The organism is Pseudomonas sp. AC172 (assembly GCF_979258595.1).
On record NZ_OZ409868.1, the window covers coordinates 2,322,421 to 2,341,604 of the forward strand.

Genomic DNA, 19,184 nt, shown 5'->3' on the forward strand with positions numbered 1-19,184 from the left:
TTGCCATCGCGACGCTCGTCTGTTTGCATAACCGCCCAAGAACAAAGGCCAGCATCGTCCCCACGATGCTGGCCTTTGTGCGTGCGAATACGTATAACTTCGCCGATTCGTCTACCCTCACGTAGCGCCCTATTTCAGCTCTTCACACTTTTTGACGCTCACGAAACGGAGAATTTCATGCTCAAACGAACCCTGGCACTGACCGCCGGCCTGGCCCTGTCCTTTTCTACTTTGATGGTGCAAGCGGCAGACGTTTTGCGGGTCAGCGCGATTCCCGATGAAGCCCCGACCGAGTTGCTGCGCAAGTTCGAACCGCTGGGTGCCTATCTGGAACAGCAACTGGGCATGAAGGTGCAATTCGTCCCGGTGGCCGATTACCCGGCAGTGGTTGAAGCCCTGGCGACCGATCGCCTCGACATGGCCTGGCTCGGCGGCTTCACTTTTGTCCAGGCGCGCTTGAAGACCGACGCAACCACGCCAGTCATTCCGTTGGTGCAGCGTGAACAGGATGCGCAGTTCACCAGCAAATTCATCACTGCCGACCCGAATGTGCATAGCCTCGCCGACCTGAAGGGTAAAACCTTCGCCTTCGGCTCGGTGTCATCGACCTCCGGTAGCCTGATGCCGCGTTACTTCATGCTGAAAAACGACAACATCAAGCCTGAGGCGTATTTCAGTCGCGTCGCCTACTCCGGTGCTCACGATGCCACCGTGGCCTGGGTGCAGGCCGGCAAGGTTGACGCCGGTGTACTGAACGCCAGCGTCTGGCAGAAACTGGTCGACGCCGGCAAGGTCGACACCAACAAGGTCAAGGTCTTCGCCACCACCCCGACCTACTTCGATTACAACTGGACCGTGCGCGGCACCCTCGACCCGGCTCTGGCGGCGAAAATCAAGAAAGCCTTCCTCGATCTGGACCCGGCCAACCCGGAGCAGAAGAAGATTCTTGATCTGCAAGCGGCTAGCCGTTTTATCGACACCAAGCCTGAGAACTACAAGGGCATCGAGGAAGCCGCCCGCGCTGCCGAACTGCTGAAATGACCCTGAGCCTCAAACAGGGCAGCCTGCGCCACGCCAATGGAGTCGACGCCCTGCGCGGTGTCGATTTGCAGATTGGCGTCGGTGAACAGGTCGCCATCATTGGCCCGTCCGGGGCCGGTAAATCGAGTTTGCTCAACCTGCTGGCCACCGCATTGCGGCCCAGCAGCGGCGACATTGAAGTGCTCGGCGAACGTGCCTGGCATTTGTCTGCCCGCCAGCGCCAACGCTTGCGCGCACGAATCGGTCTGGTGCATCAGGCGCCACCGTTGCCACCGCGCCAGCGTGTGATCACAGCGGTGCTGGCCGGCAAGCTCGGCCAGTGGAGTCTGGGTAAAAGTCTTTTGAACTTGTTGCATCCCCTGGATGTGGCCGGTGCACGCGCGGCGTTGGCGCGGCTGGATCTGGGTGACAAATTGTTCGCCCATTGCCAGCAACTGTCCGGCGGCCAGTTGCAGCGTGTCGGCATCGCTCGTGTGTTGTATCAGGCGCCGGAGATTCTGCTGGCTGACGAACCGGTGTCCGCCATGGACCCGGTCATGGCCGGGCACACCTTGTCGATCCTCTCGCGCCACGCTCGCGAGCACAACGTGACGCTGGTGGCCAGCCTGCATGCGGTGGATCTGGCGTTGTCGCACTTCCCTCGGATCATCGGTTTGCGCGACGGGCAGATTCTGTTCGACAGCCCTTGCGCTCAAGTCAGCCATGAAATGCTCGATGCGCTGTACGCCAACGAAAAACTGCAATCACCGACGGCTGCGGTGGCGCCTCTGACTGTGCAGATTCCACGATGCTGAAAGCCGATTCACGGGATCCGGCGGCGTGGCCGCGATTGCTGCTGACATTGCTGGCGATTGCTTTGCTGTGGCCGGGCATTGAGCTTAGCGAACTGAATCTGGGCGTGCTGCTGCCCGACAGCCAGAATGAAATGGGCCGTTTTGTCGCACAATTCTGGCCCCCTGCGCACGACGAAGCATTTCTTCAGTTACTGCTCAAAGCCACCCTGCAGACGCTGGCCATCGCCACCGCCGGCATGGCCTTGGCGCTGTTGCTGGCGATACCGACGGGCCTGATTGCCAGCCGCGCGCTGTCGCTGTCCGCCGCCTCGCGCGGTGGCGTACCCAGTCGCCTGGGGCGTCTGCTGCGCTGGCCGGTGCGCGGTTTGCTGATCTTTTTACGCAGCGTGCCGGAAATCGTCTGGGCGTTGTTGTTTGTCCGCGCCGTCGGGCTGGGTCCAGCGGCGGGGGTACTGGCCATTGCCATTACCTACAGCGGCATGCTCGGCAAAGTTTACGCGGAGATTTTCGAGTCGACTGACCAGCGCCCGGCGCATGCATTGTTGCAGGCTGGCAGTGGTCGTCTCGCGGCGTTTGCTTACGGCACGTTGCCCAATGTTGCGGCGGAACTGCTGTCGTACACGGTTTATCGCTGGGAATGTGCGATTCGCGCGTCAGTCGTGATGGGGTTTGTCGGCGCCGGAGGTCTGGGTCAGCAGATCGATCTGTCGATCCGCATGTTCGCCGGCGGTGAAGTCGCCAGTATTCTGCTGTGCTTCCTGGTTCTGGTATTGGCCGCCGACCAACTCAGCCGCTTGCTGCGCTGGAGGCTGACATGAATCGGCTGATCAACCTGCTGCTGATCGCCGGCATCGCGCTGGCCGTCATCGCCTCGTTCACTTATCTGGGGCTCGATCTCGGTGAACTGGGCAGCGCCACCAGTCTCAAGCAGATGGGCGCGTATGTGCAGCGTTTCCTCAGCCCGGACTTGAGCGCGGATTACCTGAAAGCCATCTTGCAGGGTTCGATGGAAACCCTGGCGATGTCGGCCCTCGGCACCCTGCTCGCCGCAGTATTCGGGATCGTCCTCGCCCTGCCCGCCGCCGGACGGTTCGGCTGGCCGCTGCAAAGCGCCTCGCGCCTGCTGCTCAACGCCTTGCGGGCGATTCCGGAACTGGTCTGGGCGGCGCTGATGGTACTTGCCGCCGGCCTCGGCCCGAACGCCGGCACCCTCGCCCTTGCCCTGCACACCACCGGCGTGCTCGGTCGATTGTTCGCCGAAGCCCTGGAAAACACCCCGCCGCAACCGGCCGAAGCGATTCGTTTACAGGGTGGCAATCCGCTCCTGGCTTTCTGCTACGGGACGTTGCCGAACCTTGCGCCGCAGTTGCTTGCGTACATTCTGTATCGCTGGGAAAACAACATCCGCATGGCCAGCGTGCTGGGATTTGTCGGTGCCGGCGGGCTCGGGCAGATGCTCTATGTGAGCCTCAGCCTGTTTCAGGAAGCCCAGGCCAGCACGGTGATTCTGGCGATGCTGGTGCTGGTGTTCGTGGTCGACTGGTTGAGTGCCTGGAGCCGGCAGCGCTGGGTGAAGGCCTAGGAGGCAGGCCGGCGGCTGGATATCTGGCAGAAGCTGATTATGCTTCAGGAAAGCTTGCACAAATGCGCGATGGCGACACTGTGCAAGCTTCACGCGACAGCGCTTCCGGCATATGCCACAAGGCCAGAGTGAGACAAGCAATAACGGGGGACTCCGGCCTACAACAATAAGCACGACGGAGAACACCCATGGCCACAATCGACACAGCATCCACCGGCAGTCCACCGCGCAGCGGCGGCATCACCAAGGAGGAGCGCAAGGTCATCTTCGCGTCTTCCCTGGGCACGGTTTTCGAGTGGTACGACTTTTACCTCTACGGCTCGCTGGCGGCGATCATCGCCAAGCACTTCTTCGCCGGCGTCAACGAAACCACCGCGTTTATTTTCGCCCTGCTGGCGTTTGCAGCGGGGTTTGCGGTGCGACCGTTCGGGGCGATCGTGTTCGGCCGGCTCGGCGACATGATCGGGCGCAAGCACACCTTCCTCATCACCATTGTCATCATGGGCGTCTCGACGGCTATTGTCGGTCTGTTGCCCGGCTACGCAACCATCGGCGTCGCCGCACCGGTCATTCTGATTACCCTGCGCTTGCTCCAAGGTCTGGCGCTGGGCGGCGAGTATGGCGGTGCAGCGACGTATGTGGCTGAGCATGCGCCACGCAACAGGCGTGGTTTCTTCACATCGTGGATTCAGACCACCGCGACGCTTGGCCTGTTTCTATCGTTGCTGGTGATTCTCGCCTGCCGCACCGCGCTGGGCACTGAAGCGTTCGAAGCCTGGGGCTGGCGGATTCCGTTTCTGCTGTCGATCCTGCTGCTGATCGTCTCGGTGTACATCCGCCTGCAACTGAGCGAATCGCCGGTGTTCCAGAAAATGAAGGCCGAAGGCAAGGCGTCGAAAGCGCCGCTGACCGAATCCTTTGCGCGCTGGGACAACCTCAAAGTGGTGATCATGTCGCTGCTTGGCGGCACGGCCGGGCAAGCAGTGGTCTGGTACACCGGGCAGTTTTACGCGTTGTTCTTCCTGTTGCAGACATTGAAGATCGACCCGCAGACCGCCAACCTGCTGATCGCCGGTTCGCTGTTGATCGGCACGCCGTTTTTCGTGATTTTCGGCAGCCTTTCGGACCGCATCGGGCGCAAGCCGATCATCATGGTCGGTTGCATTCTGGCGGCGCTGACCTACTTCCCGATCTTCCATGCGCTGACCCAGTACGGTAACCCCGACGTGTTCATCGCTCAGGAAAAGAACCCGGTCAAAGTCATCGCCAACCCCGACCAGTGCTCGTTCCAGTTCGACCCGGTGGGCAAGGCCAGATTCACCAGTTCCTGCGACCTCGCCAAGACCCTGCTGGCGAAACGGGCGATCCCGTATGAGAACGTGATCGCCGAGCCTGGCACCGTGGCGCAAGTGCGCATCGGTGACAAAGTCGTCGAGAGCTTCGAAGGCAGCGCCCTGCCAGCCGCCGAATTCAAAACCCGCAACGATGCGTTCACCGCGACCCTCGGCACTGCACTCAAGGATGCCGGTTATCCGGAGAAAGCCGACCCGGCGAAAACCAACTACCCGATGGTGCTGCTCCTGCTCACCGTGCTGGTGATCTACGTGACCATGGTTTACGGCCCGATTGCGGCGTGGCTGGTCGAGCTGTTCCCGACCCGCATCCGCTACACCTCGATGTCGCTGCCTTATCACATTGGTAACGGTTGGTTCGGCGGCTTCCTGCCGACGGTGGCGTTCGCCATGGTTGCCGCGACCGGGGACATCTATTACGGCTTGTGGTACCCGATCGTGATCGCGGTGATGACGGCGGTACTGGGCACGTTCTTCCTGCCGGAAACCAAGGATCGCGACATTCTCAAGGACTGAACCGATACGTGCAGGTGCTGCCGCAGGCTGCGATCCTTTGATCGGCAAAACAAGATCGCAGCCGTTGGCAGCTCCTGCTCGTTGCAGCGCAACTTAGAAATATCGAACGCTCGCCGCTGTGACGCTTCCAACGTTTACACCCCTTGGAGGTCAGCGATATGAACAGCAATGACAATAAAGCCTCAAATGCCCCGCCCACCGATACCTCCGGCAAACCGGTAAATGTGGTTGAGCGTGATCTTGAAGACCGGGACGATGACACCGAAGCCGTTGATGAGGTGATCACCCCTTCGTCCACCCGAGTGAAGGAACAGGATGCGCAGACACTGCAGCGCAAGATCGATGAGATAGAACGTAAAGTGGCCGACGGCAATTAGCGGTTTGTCATGACAATCGCAGACAGCATCCCTTTGCTGTTTGCGATTTTTTTTGCTCCCGTTTCAATTGGCTGTAAGCATGAATTTTTTTATTTCGAACAAATCCACAGCGCCTTGAACGCCACTGAACAACGGCGCAATTTTTATTTAATTCATGGCGTTAGAATCGATAGCCTACTTGCCATAGACCTGCTGCCAGCACCCTGCCCGACAGCGGCGATGACCGTTCGGCGCTTTTTCTGGCAGACCCGCAAAATCGGATCTAGGGTTGCGTGGCTGGCGATATGCCAGCCAACAGATCGGGCAGGTGCCCGATACATTGCCGGTAGAGAAACAGGGATGGTTTTTTGCGTTTTACAATCGCTTGTGAGCGCTTTCGAGTGCCCGACTGATCCCTGTGTTTCGTTGTTTTCTATCAAGGAAAGAATGATGACCAACGTACAGGCGAATTCCCTCTGTCTGCCCCTGTGGCAACCCTCTTCAATCACGCCGCGAGCGAAACCCGACGGGTTCGGCTGACGACGCTGGCGCCTCGTTCGACATTCATACGTCGTCTTTGCGCGAACTGATCGCATGACTTGAACAGATCCGGACGGATCAGGCTGACGCTACGCCGGGAAAACCCCAACGGGTTTGCCTGATCGCCGTCGCCTGTCTGTCAGGAAAGGCGCCTCTTTGCCAAAAGGGGCTGTTGAGTAGCACCTGCGAGGAAACCCTCGAAATGTCCAGATCCGCACACGTAATCCCGCCGTATGGCGTCGCCATCCAAAGCTCTATCAAGGGCGGCGATGTGCAAGACATGAAGACTTTGTTGAAACAGCGCGACTCGACAAAGCCCGAAGCGCAAGACCTCAAGGACGCGTACGAAAAACTGGCCGAGGAAATTTCCCGTCTGGAAAAACGCTAAGGCCATTTCCCACATTGCAATGGAGGCAATCACCATGTCCGGTTCCACTCAGCAAAATGTTGGTCTGTTCCCGGTGTGCTATCGCATTGGTACAGGCGCGCCCGGTGCGCAAACGCTTTCGCTAAACCTGTTGGTTTCCACGCCCCAGCACGAAGTCAGCGGCACGGCGGCGATCACTCAAGCGACTAACCCGCCGCTCGACGTACACGCCGATGTCTGGGGCGAATACACCTACATGACCGTGATGTCGCCCGGGGTCAGCAAAATCCTGATCACTGCGCAAGGCAATCACGGCGGTCGCGGTTCCAACTCGATCCTCAGTTTCAAACTGCATTTGGTGGTCGGCACTGACTGGAAGGACGGTGTGGCCAACTACCAATACTTCGATGGCCAGCGCTGGCATGAGGTCAACAATGCCCCCGCACATCTGGTCGACTCGTTCTACCCGCCACTCGAACCCGGTCCGGTGATTGTCCCACCGATCATGCCGCTGTACGCCGCGCCGATTCAAAGCGCGATTGCCAGTGGTGATCTGGCCCAGATGAAAAATCTGGCGAAGCTGGCCCAGCAACAATTGGACCAGCAACCGCAACTGCAAGGCGCACTGGAAGCGGCGAAGAGCGAAGTCAGCCGTCTGCAAAACCGCTGAAAGCGTTCATTGAATCCGCCAATCACGTTAGGGAGTAGCACCATGTCGATCGGACTTTTTCACACCCGTCTCAACGTCAGCAATTCACTGCTCGGCGCCCCGGTTCTGACCCTCGATCTGTTGGTCGATACCGTCAATAAAAAGGTCAGCGGGATTGCCAGTCTCTTCCAGGCGACCTGGCCCACCGTCAACTTTCGCGCTCAGGTCTGGGGTAATTATTCCGAGGCCAAACTGACCGCGAAAGTCGAGAACCACATCATCCTGACCCTTGCTGGCAGCCCGAGCGGCCCGCTTAGTCAGATCGCCCAGACGTTCGACCTCAAAGGCATTCTTGCCGGCGACTGGGCCAGTGGTTTTGTCGATTATCGCTATGAGGAACAAGGCCAGTGGCACGAGGTGAAACACGTCGCCGTGCATCAGGCACCGACGGTGGAACCGCAACCTGTCCCGCACCCGCACCTGCCGTTGTACGCAGTGGCGGTGCAAACGGCGCAAGCCAGCGGTGATCTGGCGCAGCTCAAATCGGTGGTGCAACAAGGGGAGCAGCAATTGGCCCACCACGGCGCGTTGCGCAGTGCGCTTGAGCAACTGAAAGCGGAAATCGCGCGACTGGAAGCTCACTAACCGGCTGGCCCCGGGCGGGATCGAACGTGATATCGCCCGGGGTTTTGCCCAATCGAGGTCAATCCATTCGTGCCGCGCACAGGACCGTGCGCAAGGATTTCCCATGTCAGACGCCCGCCCTGCCCGCTACCTCAGCGAAACCGACCTCAAACGCTACGTGCCAGTGCACGTGGTTTGGGAAATCACCCTGGCCTGCGACCTCAAATGCCTGCATTGCGGCTCTCGCGCGGGGCATCGCCGGCCGGATGAACTGAATACCCGCGAGTGCCTGGACGTCATCGACTCGCTGGCTGCGCTTGGAACTCGCGAGATCACCTTGATCGGCGGCGAAGCCTACCTGCGCAAGGACTGGACGCAACTGATCCAGGCCATCCACGACCATGGTATGTACTGCGCGATCCAGACTGGAGGACGCAATCTCACTCCGGCGAAAATGCAGGCGGCGGTCGACGCCGGGCTCAATGGCGTCGGCGTTTCCCTCGACGGCCTCGCCCCGCTGCACGACGCCGTGCGCAATGTTCCGGGCTCGTTCGACAAAGCCGTGGACACCCTGCGCCGCGCCAAAGCCTCAGGCCTGGCCGTAAGCGTCAACACGCAGATCGGCGCGGCCACTTTGGCCGACTTGCCGGAACTGATGGACACCATCATTGAACTGGGCGCGACCCACTGGCAGATCCAGATCACCGTGGCCATGGGCAATGCCGTTGACCACCCCGAACTGCTGCTGCAGCCCTATCAGTTGCTGGAAGTGTTGCCACTGCTCGCACGGCTCTACCGCGAAGGTGTTGATCGCGGCTTGCTGATGAACGTCGGCAACAACATCGGCTATTACGGCCCTTACGAACATCTGTGGCGTGGTTTTGGTGACGAGCGCGTGCACTGGAGCGGCTGCGCGGCCGGGCAAACCGTGCTGGCACTGGAAGCCGACGGCACGGTGAAAGGCTGCCCGTCGCTGGCCACTGTCGGGTTCTCCGGCGGCAACGTGCGCAACATGAGCCTGCACGACATCTGGCATTACAGCGAAGGCATGCATTTCGGGCGCCTGCGCTCGGTCGATGACATGTGGGGCTATTGCCGTACCTGCTATTACAACGACGTCTGTCGCGGTGGCTGCACGTGGACTTCGCATTCGCTGCTGGGCAAGCCCGGCAACAACCCCTATTGCCATTACCGCACGCTGGAGCTGAACAAGCGTGGGCTGCGTGAACGCATCGTCAAGGTTGAAGACGCTGCGCAGCAATCGTTCGCCGTCGGGCGTTTCGATCTGATTACCGAGCGCATCGACACAGGAGAAAAAGTCAGCAGCGTCAGCGACAGCGGTCAGGTGATCAAACTGGCGTGGATCAATCAGGGCCAGCAATCGCCCGAGGAGGGCCGCATACCCGTGCAACTCAGCCTATGCCGCAGTTGCTTGCAGTACATCTATCCGCAGGAGGTGATTTGCCCGCATTGCCAAGCGGATGTAGCGGCGGCGCAGGCGGTGTATCTGGCGGACCGGGCACGGCAACAGGCGATCATGAATACGCTGACCGGATTGTTGGGGGTGGCGCCGAGTACGTTGGTTTGAAGGTCGGGATTTGTCGGTGCAGCTGGATCTACCCCCTCACCCCAGCCCTCTCCCCCAAGGGGGCGAGGGGAAAGGGAGCCGATTTGTGGGCTTTTCAAATCCTGAGTTCACCTCGGTATTTCACGTCGGCGTAACTTGCATGGATACCTCGATCAGTCCCCTCTCCCCCAGGCGGGCGAGAGGGAAACGGAGCCGATTTGTGGGCTTTTCAAATCCTGAGTTCACCCCGGTATTTCACGTCGGCGTAACTTGCATGGATACCTCGATCAGTCCCCTCTCCCTCTGGGAGAGGGTTAGGGTGAGGGAAATCGGGCAATACAGAACAACATGAGCAGCACAGACACCGCCTCTCTCCCTTATTGACGGTTACTGCGTAGGTGCGACGTTATCCAACGCCTGATTCACCGCCAATTCCCTCAACATGACAACTTGCGCAATAGATGATTGTCGGTGCAACGATTTTGTTTGAGCACTTGGCGGTCTGAGTCAGCCTGAAGTCAGCGTCGTCAGCGTCAGGGCATTGCCCAGCGCTGCGCCGCTGGCGGTGTTGTCGAAAACGCACCAGGTCGCGGCACCTGTCGCGGCCGCTGATTGCAGGGCTTGTGCGAGGTTTTGCAGAGGCTCCGAAGCGTAGGCACTGTGGTAAATACGCGGTGAGCCGTGCAGTCGCCAATACCGGGTTCCCGCCCAGCCACCGGGCGAAACATCACTGCTGATGCGCGAGGGGTCGACGACCGCTTGGGCGATCTGGTGAGTCATCAGCATCGGCTCGGCGCTGACCCATGATTCATGCCTTGGCTCGAGTACCACGACCCCGGTAAAGCGCTGGCGCAATGCCGTGAAAAAGCCTCCGGCGATGGCCTCATCGAACGCCAGCGATGGTGGCAATTGCACGAGCAAGCAGCCCAAATGCTCGCCCAGACCGCCGCATTCAGCCAAAAAATTGTCCAACGCTGACTCGCAGCCCACCAGACGCAATTCATGGGTGATGTGTTTGGGGATTTTCACCGAAAAGCGAAAGGCCTCAGGTACGCCATCGGCCCAACGCTCATAGGTTTGTCGACGATGCGGGCGGTAGAACGAACTGTTGATTTCCACGCAATTGAGGCGCGCGGCGTAGCGCTGCAAATGCGTGCCCTCCACCGGAAATACCGGCCAGTGTTCGCGCCCCAGACTCCAGCCTGCACAGCCGATGAAAATCAAAAAACACACCTCCTCACCTGTAGGCGCTGATCCGGGTCATTTTTTGCCGGGCAACACCGCACCCAGCACCTGCTTGGCGGTTTGCATGATCACCCCGGCCTCATCCGGGTCGCCCTTGAGCAGCGTCGTGGCGAACTTCTTCGCCTGTTCAAGCTTGATGTGCGGTGGCAGCGGCGGCACGTTCGGGTCGGTCTTGAATTCGATCAACACCGGCACCTCCGAGGCCAGCGCCTGCTCCCAGGCAGCGGCGACGTCTTCTTCGCGATCGACAAAAATGCCTTTCAGGCCGATGGAAATGGCGAACAAGTGATAAGGCACGTCGGGAATGCTTTGCGAGGCTTCAAACTTCGGATCGCCCTCCATCACCCGCTGTTCCCACGTCACCTGATTAAGGTCCTCGTTGTTGAACACCGCACAGATCCATTTCGGACTCGCCCACTGTCGCCAGTATTTGGCGACGGTTATCAGCTCGGCCATGTTGTTCATCTGCATCGCACCGTCGCCCACCAGCGCAATGACTGCCCGCTCAGGGTAGGCGAACTTGGCGGCAATCGCGTAGGGCACAGCGGCGCCCATCGAGGCCAGGCCACCGGACAATGAGCACTGCATGCCACGGCGGATGTTCAGGTCACGGGCAAACCAGTTGGCGCACGAGCCGGAGTCGCTGGTGATGATGGCCTGATCGGGCAGGCGCGGCGACAACTCATACACCACCCTTTGCGGGTTGACCGGGTCAGCCTTGGCCATCGCGCGTTTTTCCAGGGTCTTCTCCCAGCTGCCGCGCCAGCCTTCGACTTTCTTGCGCCACTTGCTGGAGGCTTTCTGTTGAAGCAGCGGCAACAACGCGGCGAGGGTTTCCGCCGAATCGCCAACCAGATTGACCTCCATCGGGTAGCGCAGGCTGAGCATGTCGGGTTGCAAGTCGATCTGCACGCCACGGGCCTGACCTTCCCTGGGCAGAAACTCCGCGTAGGGAAAACCCGAACCGATCATCAGCAAAGTGTCGCATTCGTTCATCAGTTTGTAGCTCGGTTCAGTGCCAAGCAGGCCAATGCTGCCGGTGACCCAAGGCAGACCGTCGGGCAGCGCGGCTTTGCCCAATAACGCCTTGGCGACGCCGGCGCCGAGTTTTTCCGCCACAGCGATGACTTGATCCGTCGCCTGCAAAGCCCCGGCGCCCACCAGAATCGCGACCTTTTCTCCCGCGTTCAAAACATCGGCGGCACGCTGCAGATCCACGTCATAAGGCAACACTTTGGGTTTCGTGTAACCGACACCGGAATGCGCCGTGCCATGGGCACGCGCAGGCGCCTCGTATGCAAGATCCTGCAAATCGTTGGGCAGAATCAGCGCGGTCACCCGACGTTCACCCACTGCGGTGCGCACTGCGCGATCAAGCAGATGCCGTACCTGCGAAGGCGCCGAAGCCTGCTGCACAAATGCCCCGGCGACATCCTTGAACATCGACACCAGATCAAGCTCTTGCTGGTAGTGACTGCCCAGCGCCGTGCGCGCCTGCTGGCCGACGATGGCCAGCACCGGCATGTGGTCCATGCGCGCGTCGTACATGCCGGTGATCAAGTGTGAGGCGCCCGGCCCGGAAGTGGCGATGCACACCCCCAGCTCACCGGTGAACTTGGCATGTGCCGAGGCCATGAACGCGGCCATTTCTTCATGCCGTGCCTGGACGAATTCGATTTTTCCCTTGGCCCGACCAAGCGCGCCGAACACGCCGTTGATGCCGTCACCCGGGTAACCAAAAATCCGCGTAACGCCCCATTGGCTGAGCCGCTCAACCAGAAAGTCTCCCACTGTCATCGTCATCTCGATCCTCGCCTTTCTTTGGTGCATGGAGCTGTTCCAGCAGAACATCTGCCGGGAGGTGTAAGGGTCTGGACAGTTGGGTCGCTGGCGAAGTTTCGATGGATTGCCCGACGCCGATCCTTGTTTGCGAACAAAACCGCCAGAGCGGCACAATGTGCACATCGATAATGACAAGGACTTTAAACATGGATTTCCCAGCAGCATGGCGCAGCCAATTTGCCGGTGCGGCCATTGAACAGCAGACCATTGGCGAATCGCGCGCTGATGTATGGCGGATTACGCCTGCCGGTGCTGCGCCGCAGTTCGTCAAAACCGAACAAGTGATGACCTGGGGCGAGTTGCCCGGTGAAGTGCAGCGGTTACGCTGGATGGCGACTCAGGATTTACCTGCACCGCATGTGCTCGACACAACCACGCAAGCGGAACACAACTGGCTGTTGATGACCGCCGTGGCCGGTCGCGATCTGGCCAGCAGCGAGCACCTCTCGCCGCAGCAGATCGTCACGCTCGCCGCAGAGGCATTGCGCGCACTGCACACAGTCGCGATCGAAAGCTGCCCGTTCGATCACAGCCTGGAAGCAAAAATCAGACTGGCCCGCGAACACCTGCTCGCCGGGCTGATCGACGAAGAAGACTTCGACGACTCGCGCCTCGGGCAATCCGCCGAGGAAGTGTTCGAGCAGTTGCTCGCCACACGTCCCGCGCACGAGGATCTGGTAGTGACTCATGGAGATGCATGCCTGCCCAACCTGCTCGCTGCCAATGGCCGCTTCAGCGGGTTTGTCGACTGCGGACGACTGGGCGTTGCCGATCGTTATCAGGATCTGGCCCTGGCCGCCCACAGCATCACGGACAACCTCGGCGCGCAGTGGCTGCCCTTGTTTTTCGAGGTATATGGCGTCGAACCGGATCAGCAGCGAATCGCCTTTTATCAAATGCTCGATGAATTTTTCTGAGGCGAGTGCGCGCTATGGCTGTCCACCCTTTAGCCGTTGAATAAGCGGCGCGGCCATTCGCGAGCAGGCTCGCTCCCACAGGAGATCGCGGTCTAAATATGGGAGCGAGCCTGCTCGCGAAGGCGCCAGACCAATCAATACGCCGGATCAGGAGAACAGCATGCCCGCCCCCGTACAAGCCCTGCTGCTAAAACGCAACGACTGGGTCCCGAACAACCCGCGTCTGCCGGTGTTGATCTATCCGCAAGCGATTGAACTCAAGGGCAGCGACGACCCCGCAGCCCTGTTCGAGCAAACCTTCAGCGCCAACGGCTGGCCGCCGCAATGGCGCTACGGGGTTTATGACTTCCATCACTACCACACCGAGGGCCATGAAGTGCTCGGCGTTGCAGCTGGCCGTGCGCAACTGATGCTGGGCGGGCCCGAAGGGCATGCTGTGCAGGTCAGCGCCGGCGATGTGTTGCTGCTGCCCGCCGGCACCGGCCATTGCAACCTGAGTTGCAGTGACGACTTCCTGGTAGTCGGTGCTTATCCACCAGGCCAGCATGCCGATATCTGTCGCGAAGCCCCTGATCGCGAGCAACTGGACAGCATCGCGAAATTGACCTTCCCGCAGACCGATCCCGTGCAGGGAGCGCAAGGTGCTGTCGGGCAATATTGGCGCGAATAATCCTCAGCGATGCGGATGCACCGTCCACGCCACCAATTTGATTACGATAGGCCGCACGATGAGGATGCACAGGAACGCCGCAGGCATCGCCAGCTTGTAGGCGTGCAACGCATTACTCAGGTAGTCGTAATCAATGCCGGAGTTGGCGGCAGTGATCACCAGCGACATCAGAAACGCCATGATCGTCGCCATGTACAGCGCAAACACATACGGTGTAGCACGTGGGGACAGCTTGCGACGGCTAATGACCAAGGATTCAGAGCTTGTCGGTTGATTCATAAGGCGTTTCCATCCATTGACAGGGAGACCGCACGTTAGCAAAGCCGATCTGCCGCAACTAGACGCTCAGTCGCAGGTACTTTATAAAGCAGAACTTACGAATCAACCCTCAACGGGACGATGAATGAATCTGCTAACGGCAATTGCCAGTTTTATTAAAGTGGTCGAAGCCGGCTCGATTGTCGGCGCCGCCAAGGCCTTGGGCATCAGTGCGGCGGCAGTGAGCCAGACGCTCAATCGATTGGAAGCGCACCTCGGCGTGCGGTTGTTGCAACGCACCACGCGCAGCATGGCACTCACCGAAAACGGCGCGGTGTATTACGAAAAAGTTCGCCGGATTGCGGCGGATCTGGAAGCCGCGCAAACCTCGATCAGCAGCGATGAAACCGAACTGCAGGGCCGACTGAGCATTGCCTCGACGTCTGCGTTCGGCCGCCATGTATTGGCATCACTGATCGCCGGTTTCGCCGCGCTGCACCCGCGCCTGCTCATCGAACTGTCGACCACCAATGGCAAGATCAATCACATTCAGGACGGCATCGATCTGAGCCTGCGGATCACGCCGCAACTGGAGGACGGCATCGTCGCGCGCAAGATCGTTTCGCTGCCCTTCATCCTGTGCGCCGCGCCGGCTTATCTTCAGCGCGCCGGTTGGCCGCAATCGCCGGATGATTTGCAGAATCATGCCTGTCTGGCCTTTCGTTATCCCTTGGACGGGCGCTTTCTGCGCTGGAGCTTTTTCCGCGATGGCGAGCGTTTCGACGCGAACATCAATGCCACTGCAATCAGTGATGACATCGATGCGCTGGCGCAAATGGCGGTTCACGGCGCCGGGGTCACGCGACTGGCAGAGTTTGTTGCGGCGCCTTATCTGGCGAGCGGGCAATTGCTGCCGCTGTTTGAACACAGTGTTGTCGAACCGATGGACATCTACGCCTGCGTACAGGAACGGGCGGCGATGACGCCGAAGGTCAAAGCCTTCCTCGATTACCTGAGCGCGCATCTGGCCACGCGATGGCCGATGGAAAATGTTTAAGACGAAGCGTGCAAAGAGGCTCGCTGAAGCGCGCGAATTCGGGCAAAGTCCATCTCGCCCAAACGGCCCATCACGGAAGATAACAACAATGAAAAAGTCTCTCGGCGCTCTGCTACTGATCTGCTTGAGCAGCCACGTATTCGCTGACACCCGCCCCGTCGGTTTCCAATACGCCACGCTGGCCGATCCGCGCAACGAACGCGCGCTGGAAATGGTCGTCTGGTACCCAAGCTCGACCACCGCTGCGACGCCACAATTGTTCGGCGACAACCCGGTCTTCGTCGGTGCCCCTGCCGTGCTCGACGCCCCGGCCGCCAGTGGCGCGCATCCTTTGGTGGTACTTTCCCACGGCAATGGCGGTAGCTGGATCAACCAGACGTGGCTGGCCAGTGCACTGGCCCATCAGGGGTATATCGTCGCGGCTGTCAACCACCCCGGCACCACCAGCCGTGATCGTAGCGCGCAGGCAGCGGCGCAGCTGTGGCAACGCCCCGTCGACCTGAGCCGCGCCATCGATGCCGTGACGGCTCAGCCGGAAAAATTCGGCGCGGTGGCGAAGGATCGAATTGCTGTTGTGGGCCATTCTCTCGGCGGCTGGACAGTGCTCGAAACCGGCGGCGCGCGCTTCGACCCCGAACGTTTTGCCAAAGACTGCAAGGTCCACACGCAACTGGCCAGTTGCACCGTCTACCAACAAATGAACACTGCAAGCACCGCGCAAGCGAAAGCACAATTGGCCGCCGACTGGCGTGACAAACGCGTCACTGCCGTGGTGTCTCTGGACCTGGGGCTGTCACGCGGGATGACCGATGCAAGCCTCGCGGCCTACCCGGTGCCGGTCCTGGTGATCGCTGCCGGTGTACCGTCGAAAGAGCTGCCTGCTCAACTGGAGTCCGTCGACCTCGCCAGACGCCTGCCAAAAAACTCATCGCGTTATGTCGAGATCAGCGATGCCAGTCACTTCAGTTTCATGGCGATCTGCAAACCTGGCGCCGTGGCCATGCTCGACAAAGACGTACCCGGCGACAGCATCATCTGCACCGATGGCGACGGCGGTCGTCCACGTGCAGTGATTCAGCAGCAGGTGATTTCCCTGATCACCGGGTTTCTGGCGCAGTCACCGGCTCCCTTGAAACAAGCCATCATCTACAAGGATCCGCAATAACAATGCTCACGCCCTCCCCTCAGACCTTCCGGGGCAGTTGCCTGTGCGGAGCGGTGAAGTACCAGATCCGTTCACGGCCCAAGGCACTTTCGCATTGCCATTGCAGCCAGTGCCGCAAAAGCCACGGCGCGGCGTTTGCCAGCTATGGCAGCGTGCAGCGCCAGAACCTGGAATTGCTGAAAGGTGCTGACCAGCTGAAGTCGTATCAATCGTCTGAATCGGTACAGCGCCAGTTCTGCACGCACTGCGGCTCGTCGCTGTTCTGGGCAAGCAATCAAGGGGAATTCAACGGCTGGATCTCGGTCGCACTGGGCACGCTCGACACGACGTTCACCACCGAAAAACAGCAGCATGTGGAAGTCACGTCGAAGGCGCCGTGGTTTGAAATCAAGGATCAATGGCCGCAGCGCTGAGCCTGAAAGATTCATTTATCAGACGTTGCTTCACCCTTTGGAGATCAGATGAAACGCTCAAAAATTGCGCCGTTGCCTGCGCTGCTAATGGCCGCAATAACCGTCATTTCACTGCAGATGTTTCTGTACGACGCCGAAATAACCATGGCTGAGGCATCCATGGGCAGCGTACCTGTTCAATTGGTCGCACAAATCCTGATCACCATTGCCACTCATCTGTTCGTCGTCCTGATGGTGCCAGTGCTCTTGATCGCCTACAGGAAGTACCTCGCCGGCTATGCGGTGCTTGCCCTGTCCCTCGCTGCCTACGCCCAGATGACCACAGGGCTGGGCGTGATCGGGCCGATGATCGCGGTCATCGCCGTCTCGATCCTGGGTATTCATGGCTTCAGAAAAGCCAGCGAATGGGTACGTTATATGCGCACGAAATGAATGACGCGGCCGCTCAATAGCAAAGCAAATCACCGTCGAGCTGACGCGAGCAAGCACTCATCGCTTCGCTCAGCCAAGTCCTGAAGGCTGTGCTATTGGCGCAGTTCTCAAACGGCCGTGGTGATAGCAGGCAATAAGTCGAACCGTCCTGGATAAAACCAAACGGCGCGATCAACTGCCCGGATTCGAGCTCGTTCTGCACCATCAGAAAGGACGCCATAGCGATGCCCAATCCGGCCAGCGCCGCCTGAATGCATAGATAAAAATGTTCGTAATCGACGCGACTGACATCCGCTGCGCCCCTGCCGACACAGCGCAGCCAGTTGTCCCATGCCAGCGGACGCGTCTTGCTGCGCAGTAAGCATGCGCCGTGCAGTTCAGTGGATTCAGGACTTTTCGAGGGCAGAGAAACCGGGCCGATCCACTCCTGGCAAATCGTCACGGCATGAACCGTTTCGTCCCAGAGAAAATCATCCCGGCGGATCGCCAGATCGGCGCCTGAGCGGGCAAAATCGATCGGCCCTCCGGCGGTCAGTAGTTGCACCTGAATGTGCGGATGGGCGCTGTGAAAATCCGGCAGTCGCGGAATCAGCCATTTCATGGCGATGGTCGGCTCGCAGGACACTACCAGCACATCGTTGTGACGCTCTTGCTGCAGGCGATAAACCGCCCCTTCCAGTTGCTCGAACATCGGCCGTGTAACCTCGAACAACAGACGGCCGGCCTGATTGAGAAAGATTGCCCGGTTGCGCCGCTCAAACAACTCGACCCCGATCGCCTCCTCCAGCAAGCGCACCTGACGGCTCACCGCGCCGTGGGTGACGTGCAGCTGCTGCGCGGCTTTGACAAAGCTCTGGGTCTGCGCGGCGGTGTTGAAAAAACGAAAGGCAGCTAATGGAGGCAGGTTCATATAGACGACGATTACTCACAGATTTCGACGACTATAAATCGTTTTTTCTGCTGACGACAATTGATCATCATGAGCGCCAAGCACTGCCTTGTACGCTGTTCCTGGCGTTTCAAGCAGTTCGACATCGGTGAACTTACGTAGCGCAAATACAGGTTGGAGAACGTTGATGAATGAGTTGTTTCTGATGATCGCCATTACGATGCTGGCGGTGATCAGCCCCGGCCCGGACTTTGCCATGGTCACCCGCAACAGCTACGCGTTCGGGCGGCGCAGTGGCTTGATGGCGGCGCTGGGCATCGCCTGTGGCGTACAGGTTCATGTGTTCTACACGGTGTTTGGCGTGGCCGTGATCATCACGCAGTCGCCCTTGCTGTTTATGGCGATGAAACTGCTGGGCGGCGGATACCTGGTTTATCTGGGCATCAAGTCGATCACCAATACTTCGACGTTGACGTTTGCAGAGGCTGGCGGCTCGGCGCCCTCATCCTGGGCAGTGTTTCGCAGCGGTTTTCTGACCAACGCGCTCAATCCGAAAACCATGCTGTTTGTCGTCGCGGCGTACAGTCAGTTTGTTCAGGTCGATAGCTCGCTCGCCATTAACTTCGCCTACGGATTGTTTATGTCACTGGCCCACTGGGTGTGGTTCAGTCTGGTCGCACTGTTCTTTTCCACTGAGGGATTGCGCCGGCGCATGCTGGCAAAACAGCGAATCATTGACCGGGTCATTGGCACCGCCCTGATTGGCCTTGCAGCGTGTTTGCTGATTCCGGGGATTGGCCAGCCTTGAATGCAGCGGGCAATTGGCCCATCGCCCTCTGGAATACACAGCGGGTTCTGTGGTGTGCTGTCTATGATCAGCGAGTTATTTTTTCCACTTGCCAAGATGA

General features: G+C 59.5%; 22 protein-coding genes. 18 read left to right on the forward strand and 4 right to left on the reverse strand.

What is annotated here, in order from left to right; all coding sequences use genetic code 11:
- The first annotated feature begins 177 nt into the window (after positions 1 to 177).
- The 11 genes from ACZ0A4_RS10355 to ACZ0A4_RS10405 all read left to right on the forward strand — a co-directional run bounded on the left by ACZ0A4_RS10355 (position 178) and on the right by ACZ0A4_RS10405 (position 9,409).
- Positions 178 to 1,041 (forward strand): putative selenate ABC transporter substrate-binding protein, encoded by an 864-nt coding sequence (locus ACZ0A4_RS10355; RefSeq protein WP_137216861.1) that lies wholly within the window; start codon positions 178 to 180, stop codon positions 1,039 to 1,041.
- Positions 1,038 to 1,835, forward strand: coding sequence for a phosphonate ABC transporter ATP-binding protein (locus tag ACZ0A4_RS10360; protein ID WP_463574464.1), 798 nt, complete (start codon positions 1,038 to 1,040; stop codon positions 1,833 to 1,835). Before ACZ0A4_RS10355 ends, ACZ0A4_RS10360 begins: the two co-directional genes overlap by 4 nt.
- Positions 1,829 to 2,653 carry a PhnE/PtxC family ABC transporter permease gene (locus tag ACZ0A4_RS10365; RefSeq protein WP_463574466.1) on the forward strand — a complete coding sequence of 275 codons (825 nt, stop codon included), beginning with the start codon at positions 1,829 to 1,831 and terminating at the stop codon, positions 2,651 to 2,653. The genes ACZ0A4_RS10360 and ACZ0A4_RS10365 overlap by 7 nt, the downstream gene beginning before the upstream one ends.
- Positions 2,650 to 3,417, forward strand: coding sequence for a phosphonate ABC transporter, permease protein PhnE (gene phnE, locus ACZ0A4_RS10370; protein ID WP_141129199.1), 768 nt, complete (start codon positions 2,650 to 2,652; stop codon positions 3,415 to 3,417). The genes ACZ0A4_RS10365 and phnE overlap by 4 nt, the downstream gene beginning before the upstream one ends.
- A gap of 188 nt (positions 3,418 to 3,605) precedes the next feature.
- Positions 3,606 to 5,285: an MFS transporter gene (locus tag ACZ0A4_RS10375; protein WP_463574467.1), complete on the forward strand. Its 1,680-nt coding sequence runs from the start codon at positions 3,606 to 3,608 to the stop codon at positions 5,283 to 5,285.
- A gap of 158 nt (positions 5,286 to 5,443) precedes the next feature.
- Positions 5,444 to 5,662, forward strand: coding sequence for a hypothetical protein (locus tag ACZ0A4_RS10380; RefSeq protein WP_463574469.1), 219 nt, complete (start codon positions 5,444 to 5,446; stop codon positions 5,660 to 5,662).
- A gap of 9 nt (positions 5,663 to 5,671) precedes the next feature.
- Positions 5,672 to 6,181, forward strand: coding sequence for a hypothetical protein (locus ACZ0A4_RS10385; protein WP_463574471.1), 510 nt, complete (start codon positions 5,672 to 5,674; stop codon positions 6,179 to 6,181).
- A 202-nt stretch (positions 6,182 to 6,383) separates the two neighbouring features.
- Positions 6,384 to 6,569, forward strand: coding sequence for a DUF1843 domain-containing protein (locus ACZ0A4_RS10390; protein WP_463574473.1), 186 nt, complete (start codon positions 6,384 to 6,386; stop codon positions 6,567 to 6,569).
- Positions 6,570 to 6,603: 34 nt separating this feature from the next.
- Entirely contained in the window at positions 6,604 to 7,218 is a 615-nt protein-coding gene (locus ACZ0A4_RS10395; RefSeq protein WP_463574474.1) for a DUF1842 domain-containing protein, read from the forward strand.
- Positions 7,219 to 7,260: 42 nt separating this feature from the next.
- Complete coding sequence (locus ACZ0A4_RS10400) at positions 7,261 to 7,842, forward strand: DUF1842 domain-containing protein (RefSeq protein ID WP_463574475.1); 582 nt, start codon at positions 7,261 to 7,263, stop codon at positions 7,840 to 7,842.
- A 103-nt stretch (positions 7,843 to 7,945) separates the two neighbouring features.
- Positions 7,946 to 9,409 (forward strand): GDL motif peptide-associated radical SAM/SPASM maturase, encoded by a 1,464-nt coding sequence (locus ACZ0A4_RS10405; protein ID WP_463574476.1) that lies wholly within the window; start codon positions 7,946 to 7,948, stop codon positions 9,407 to 9,409.
- Positions 9,410 to 9,895: 486 nt separating this feature from the next.
- Here ACZ0A4_RS10405 and ACZ0A4_RS10410 read toward each other — a convergent pair whose 3' ends face one another.
- Both ACZ0A4_RS10410 and ACZ0A4_RS10415 read right to left on the reverse strand, forming a co-directional pair.
- On the reverse strand, positions 9,896 to 10,612 hold the full coding sequence (locus ACZ0A4_RS10410) for a DUF72 domain-containing protein (RefSeq protein ID WP_463577536.1): 717 nt from the start codon (positions 10,610 to 10,612) through the stop codon (positions 9,896 to 9,898).
- Between the two features lie 36 nt (positions 10,613 to 10,648).
- Positions 10,649 to 12,436: a thiamine pyrophosphate-requiring protein gene (locus tag ACZ0A4_RS10415; protein ID WP_463574477.1), complete on the reverse strand. Its 1,788-nt coding sequence runs from the start codon at positions 12,434 to 12,436 to the stop codon at positions 10,649 to 10,651.
- A 167-nt stretch (positions 12,437 to 12,603) separates the two neighbouring features.
- On the opposite strand from ACZ0A4_RS10415, the gene ACZ0A4_RS10420 reads away from it, so the two are divergent.
- Both ACZ0A4_RS10420 and ACZ0A4_RS10425 read left to right on the forward strand, forming a co-directional pair.
- Positions 12,604 to 13,392: an APH(3')-II family aminoglycoside O-phosphotransferase gene (locus tag ACZ0A4_RS10420; RefSeq protein WP_463574478.1), complete on the forward strand. Its 789-nt coding sequence runs from the start codon at positions 12,604 to 12,606 to the stop codon at positions 13,390 to 13,392.
- A gap of 160 nt (positions 13,393 to 13,552) precedes the next feature.
- Positions 13,553 to 14,062: a cupin gene (locus tag ACZ0A4_RS10425; protein WP_463574480.1), complete on the forward strand. Its 510-nt coding sequence runs from the start codon at positions 13,553 to 13,555 to the stop codon at positions 14,060 to 14,062.
- A gap of 3 nt (positions 14,063 to 14,065) precedes the next feature.
- Here ACZ0A4_RS10425 and ACZ0A4_RS10430 read toward each other — a convergent pair whose 3' ends face one another.
- Positions 14,066 to 14,341 carry a DUF2798 domain-containing protein gene (locus ACZ0A4_RS10430; RefSeq protein WP_463574482.1) on the reverse strand — a complete coding sequence of 92 codons (276 nt, stop codon included), beginning with the start codon at positions 14,339 to 14,341 and terminating at the stop codon, positions 14,066 to 14,068.
- 124 nt (positions 14,342 to 14,465) lie between these two features.
- Here ACZ0A4_RS10430 and ACZ0A4_RS10435 point away from each other — a divergent pair, with 124 nt between their 5' ends.
- The 4 genes from ACZ0A4_RS10435 to ACZ0A4_RS10450 all read left to right on the forward strand — a co-directional run bounded on the left by ACZ0A4_RS10435 (position 14,466) and on the right by ACZ0A4_RS10450 (position 17,387).
- Complete coding sequence (locus tag ACZ0A4_RS10435; RefSeq protein WP_463574483.1) at positions 14,466 to 15,377, forward strand: LysR family transcriptional regulator; 912 nt, start codon at positions 14,466 to 14,468, stop codon at positions 15,375 to 15,377.
- An 88-nt stretch (positions 15,378 to 15,465) separates the two neighbouring features.
- Complete coding sequence (locus ACZ0A4_RS10440; RefSeq protein ID WP_463574485.1) at positions 15,466 to 16,542, forward strand: alpha/beta hydrolase family protein; 1,077 nt, start codon at positions 15,466 to 15,468, stop codon at positions 16,540 to 16,542.
- A 2-nt stretch (positions 16,543 to 16,544) separates the two neighbouring features.
- Positions 16,545 to 16,955: a GFA family protein gene (locus tag ACZ0A4_RS10445; RefSeq protein WP_463574487.1), complete on the forward strand. Its 411-nt coding sequence runs from the start codon at positions 16,545 to 16,547 to the stop codon at positions 16,953 to 16,955.
- Between the two features lie 48 nt (positions 16,956 to 17,003).
- Positions 17,004 to 17,387, forward strand: coding sequence for a hypothetical protein (locus ACZ0A4_RS10450; protein ID WP_463574488.1), 384 nt, complete (start codon positions 17,004 to 17,006; stop codon positions 17,385 to 17,387).
- A gap of 13 nt (positions 17,388 to 17,400) precedes the next feature.
- Here ACZ0A4_RS10450 and ACZ0A4_RS10455 read toward each other — a convergent pair whose 3' ends face one another.
- Positions 17,401 to 18,297, reverse strand: coding sequence for a LysR substrate-binding domain-containing protein (locus ACZ0A4_RS10455; protein WP_463574490.1), 897 nt, complete (start codon positions 18,295 to 18,297; stop codon positions 17,401 to 17,403).
- Positions 18,298 to 18,463: 166 nt separating this feature from the next.
- Here ACZ0A4_RS10455 and ACZ0A4_RS10460 point away from each other — a divergent pair, with 166 nt between their 5' ends.
- Positions 18,464 to 19,084 (forward strand): LysE family translocator, encoded by a 621-nt coding sequence (locus ACZ0A4_RS10460; RefSeq protein ID WP_463574491.1) that lies wholly within the window; start codon positions 18,464 to 18,466, stop codon positions 19,082 to 19,084.
- Positions 19,085 to 19,184: the final 100 nt, after the last annotated feature.

What these genes read in the sequence shown, in the direction of transcription:
- ACZ0A4_RS10430 (WP_463574482.1), bottom strand. Translation starts at nt 14,341, where the DNA reads ATGAATCAACCGACAAGCTCTGAATCCTTGGTCATTAGCCGTCGCAAG.
- ACZ0A4_RS10445 (WP_463574487.1), top strand. Translation starts at nt 16,545, where the DNA reads ATGCTCACGCCCTCCCCTCAGACCTTCCGGGGCAGTTGCCTGTGCGGA.
- ACZ0A4_RS10365 (WP_463574466.1), top strand. Translation starts at nt 1,829, where the DNA reads ATGCTGAAAGCCGATTCACGGGATCCGGCGGCGTGGCCGCGATTGCTG.
- ACZ0A4_RS10440 (WP_463574485.1), top strand. Translation starts at nt 15,466, where the DNA reads ATGAAAAAGTCTCTCGGCGCTCTGCTACTGATCTGCTTGAGCAGCCAC.
- ACZ0A4_RS10395 (WP_463574474.1), top strand. Translation starts at nt 6,604, where the DNA reads ATGTCCGGTTCCACTCAGCAAAATGTTGGTCTGTTCCCGGTGTGCTAT.
- ACZ0A4_RS10390 (WP_463574473.1), top strand. Translation starts at nt 6,384, where the DNA reads ATGTCCAGATCCGCACACGTAATCCCGCCGTATGGCGTCGCCATCCAA.
- phnE (WP_141129199.1), top strand. Translation starts at nt 2,650, where the DNA reads ATGAATCGGCTGATCAACCTGCTGCTGATCGCCGGCATCGCGCTGGCC.
- ACZ0A4_RS10360 (WP_463574464.1), top strand. Translation starts at nt 1,038, where the DNA reads ATGACCCTGAGCCTCAAACAGGGCAGCCTGCGCCACGCCAATGGAGTC.
- ACZ0A4_RS10380 (WP_463574469.1), top strand. Translation starts at nt 5,444, where the DNA reads ATGAACAGCAATGACAATAAAGCCTCAAATGCCCCGCCCACCGATACC.
- ACZ0A4_RS10460 (WP_463574491.1), top strand. Translation starts at nt 18,464, where the DNA reads ATGAATGAGTTGTTTCTGATGATCGCCATTACGATGCTGGCGGTGATC.
- ACZ0A4_RS10450 (WP_463574488.1), top strand. Translation starts at nt 17,004, where the DNA reads ATGAAACGCTCAAAAATTGCGCCGTTGCCTGCGCTGCTAATGGCCGCA.
- ACZ0A4_RS10425 (WP_463574480.1), top strand. Translation starts at nt 13,553, where the DNA reads ATGCCCGCCCCCGTACAAGCCCTGCTGCTAAAACGCAACGACTGGGTC.
- ACZ0A4_RS10400 (WP_463574475.1), top strand. Translation starts at nt 7,261, where the DNA reads ATGTCGATCGGACTTTTTCACACCCGTCTCAACGTCAGCAATTCACTG.
- ACZ0A4_RS10405 (WP_463574476.1), top strand. Translation starts at nt 7,946, where the DNA reads ATGTCAGACGCCCGCCCTGCCCGCTACCTCAGCGAAACCGACCTCAAA.
- ACZ0A4_RS10435 (WP_463574483.1), top strand. Translation starts at nt 14,466, where the DNA reads ATGAATCTGCTAACGGCAATTGCCAGTTTTATTAAAGTGGTCGAAGCC.
- ACZ0A4_RS10415 (WP_463574477.1), bottom strand. Translation starts at nt 12,436, where the DNA reads ATGACGATGACAGTGGGAGACTTTCTGGTTGAGCGGCTCAGCCAATGG.
- ACZ0A4_RS10385 (WP_463574471.1), top strand. Translation starts at nt 5,672, where the DNA reads ATGACAATCGCAGACAGCATCCCTTTGCTGTTTGCGATTTTTTTTGCT.
- ACZ0A4_RS10455 (WP_463574490.1), bottom strand. Translation starts at nt 18,297, where the DNA reads ATGAACCTGCCTCCATTAGCTGCCTTTCGTTTTTTCAACACCGCCGCG.
- ACZ0A4_RS10420 (WP_463574478.1), top strand. Translation starts at nt 12,604, where the DNA reads ATGACAAGGACTTTAAACATGGATTTCCCAGCAGCATGGCGCAGCCAA.
- ACZ0A4_RS10355 (WP_137216861.1), top strand. Translation starts at nt 178, where the DNA reads ATGCTCAAACGAACCCTGGCACTGACCGCCGGCCTGGCCCTGTCCTTT.
- ACZ0A4_RS10375 (WP_463574467.1), top strand. Translation starts at nt 3,606, where the DNA reads ATGGCCACAATCGACACAGCATCCACCGGCAGTCCACCGCGCAGCGGC.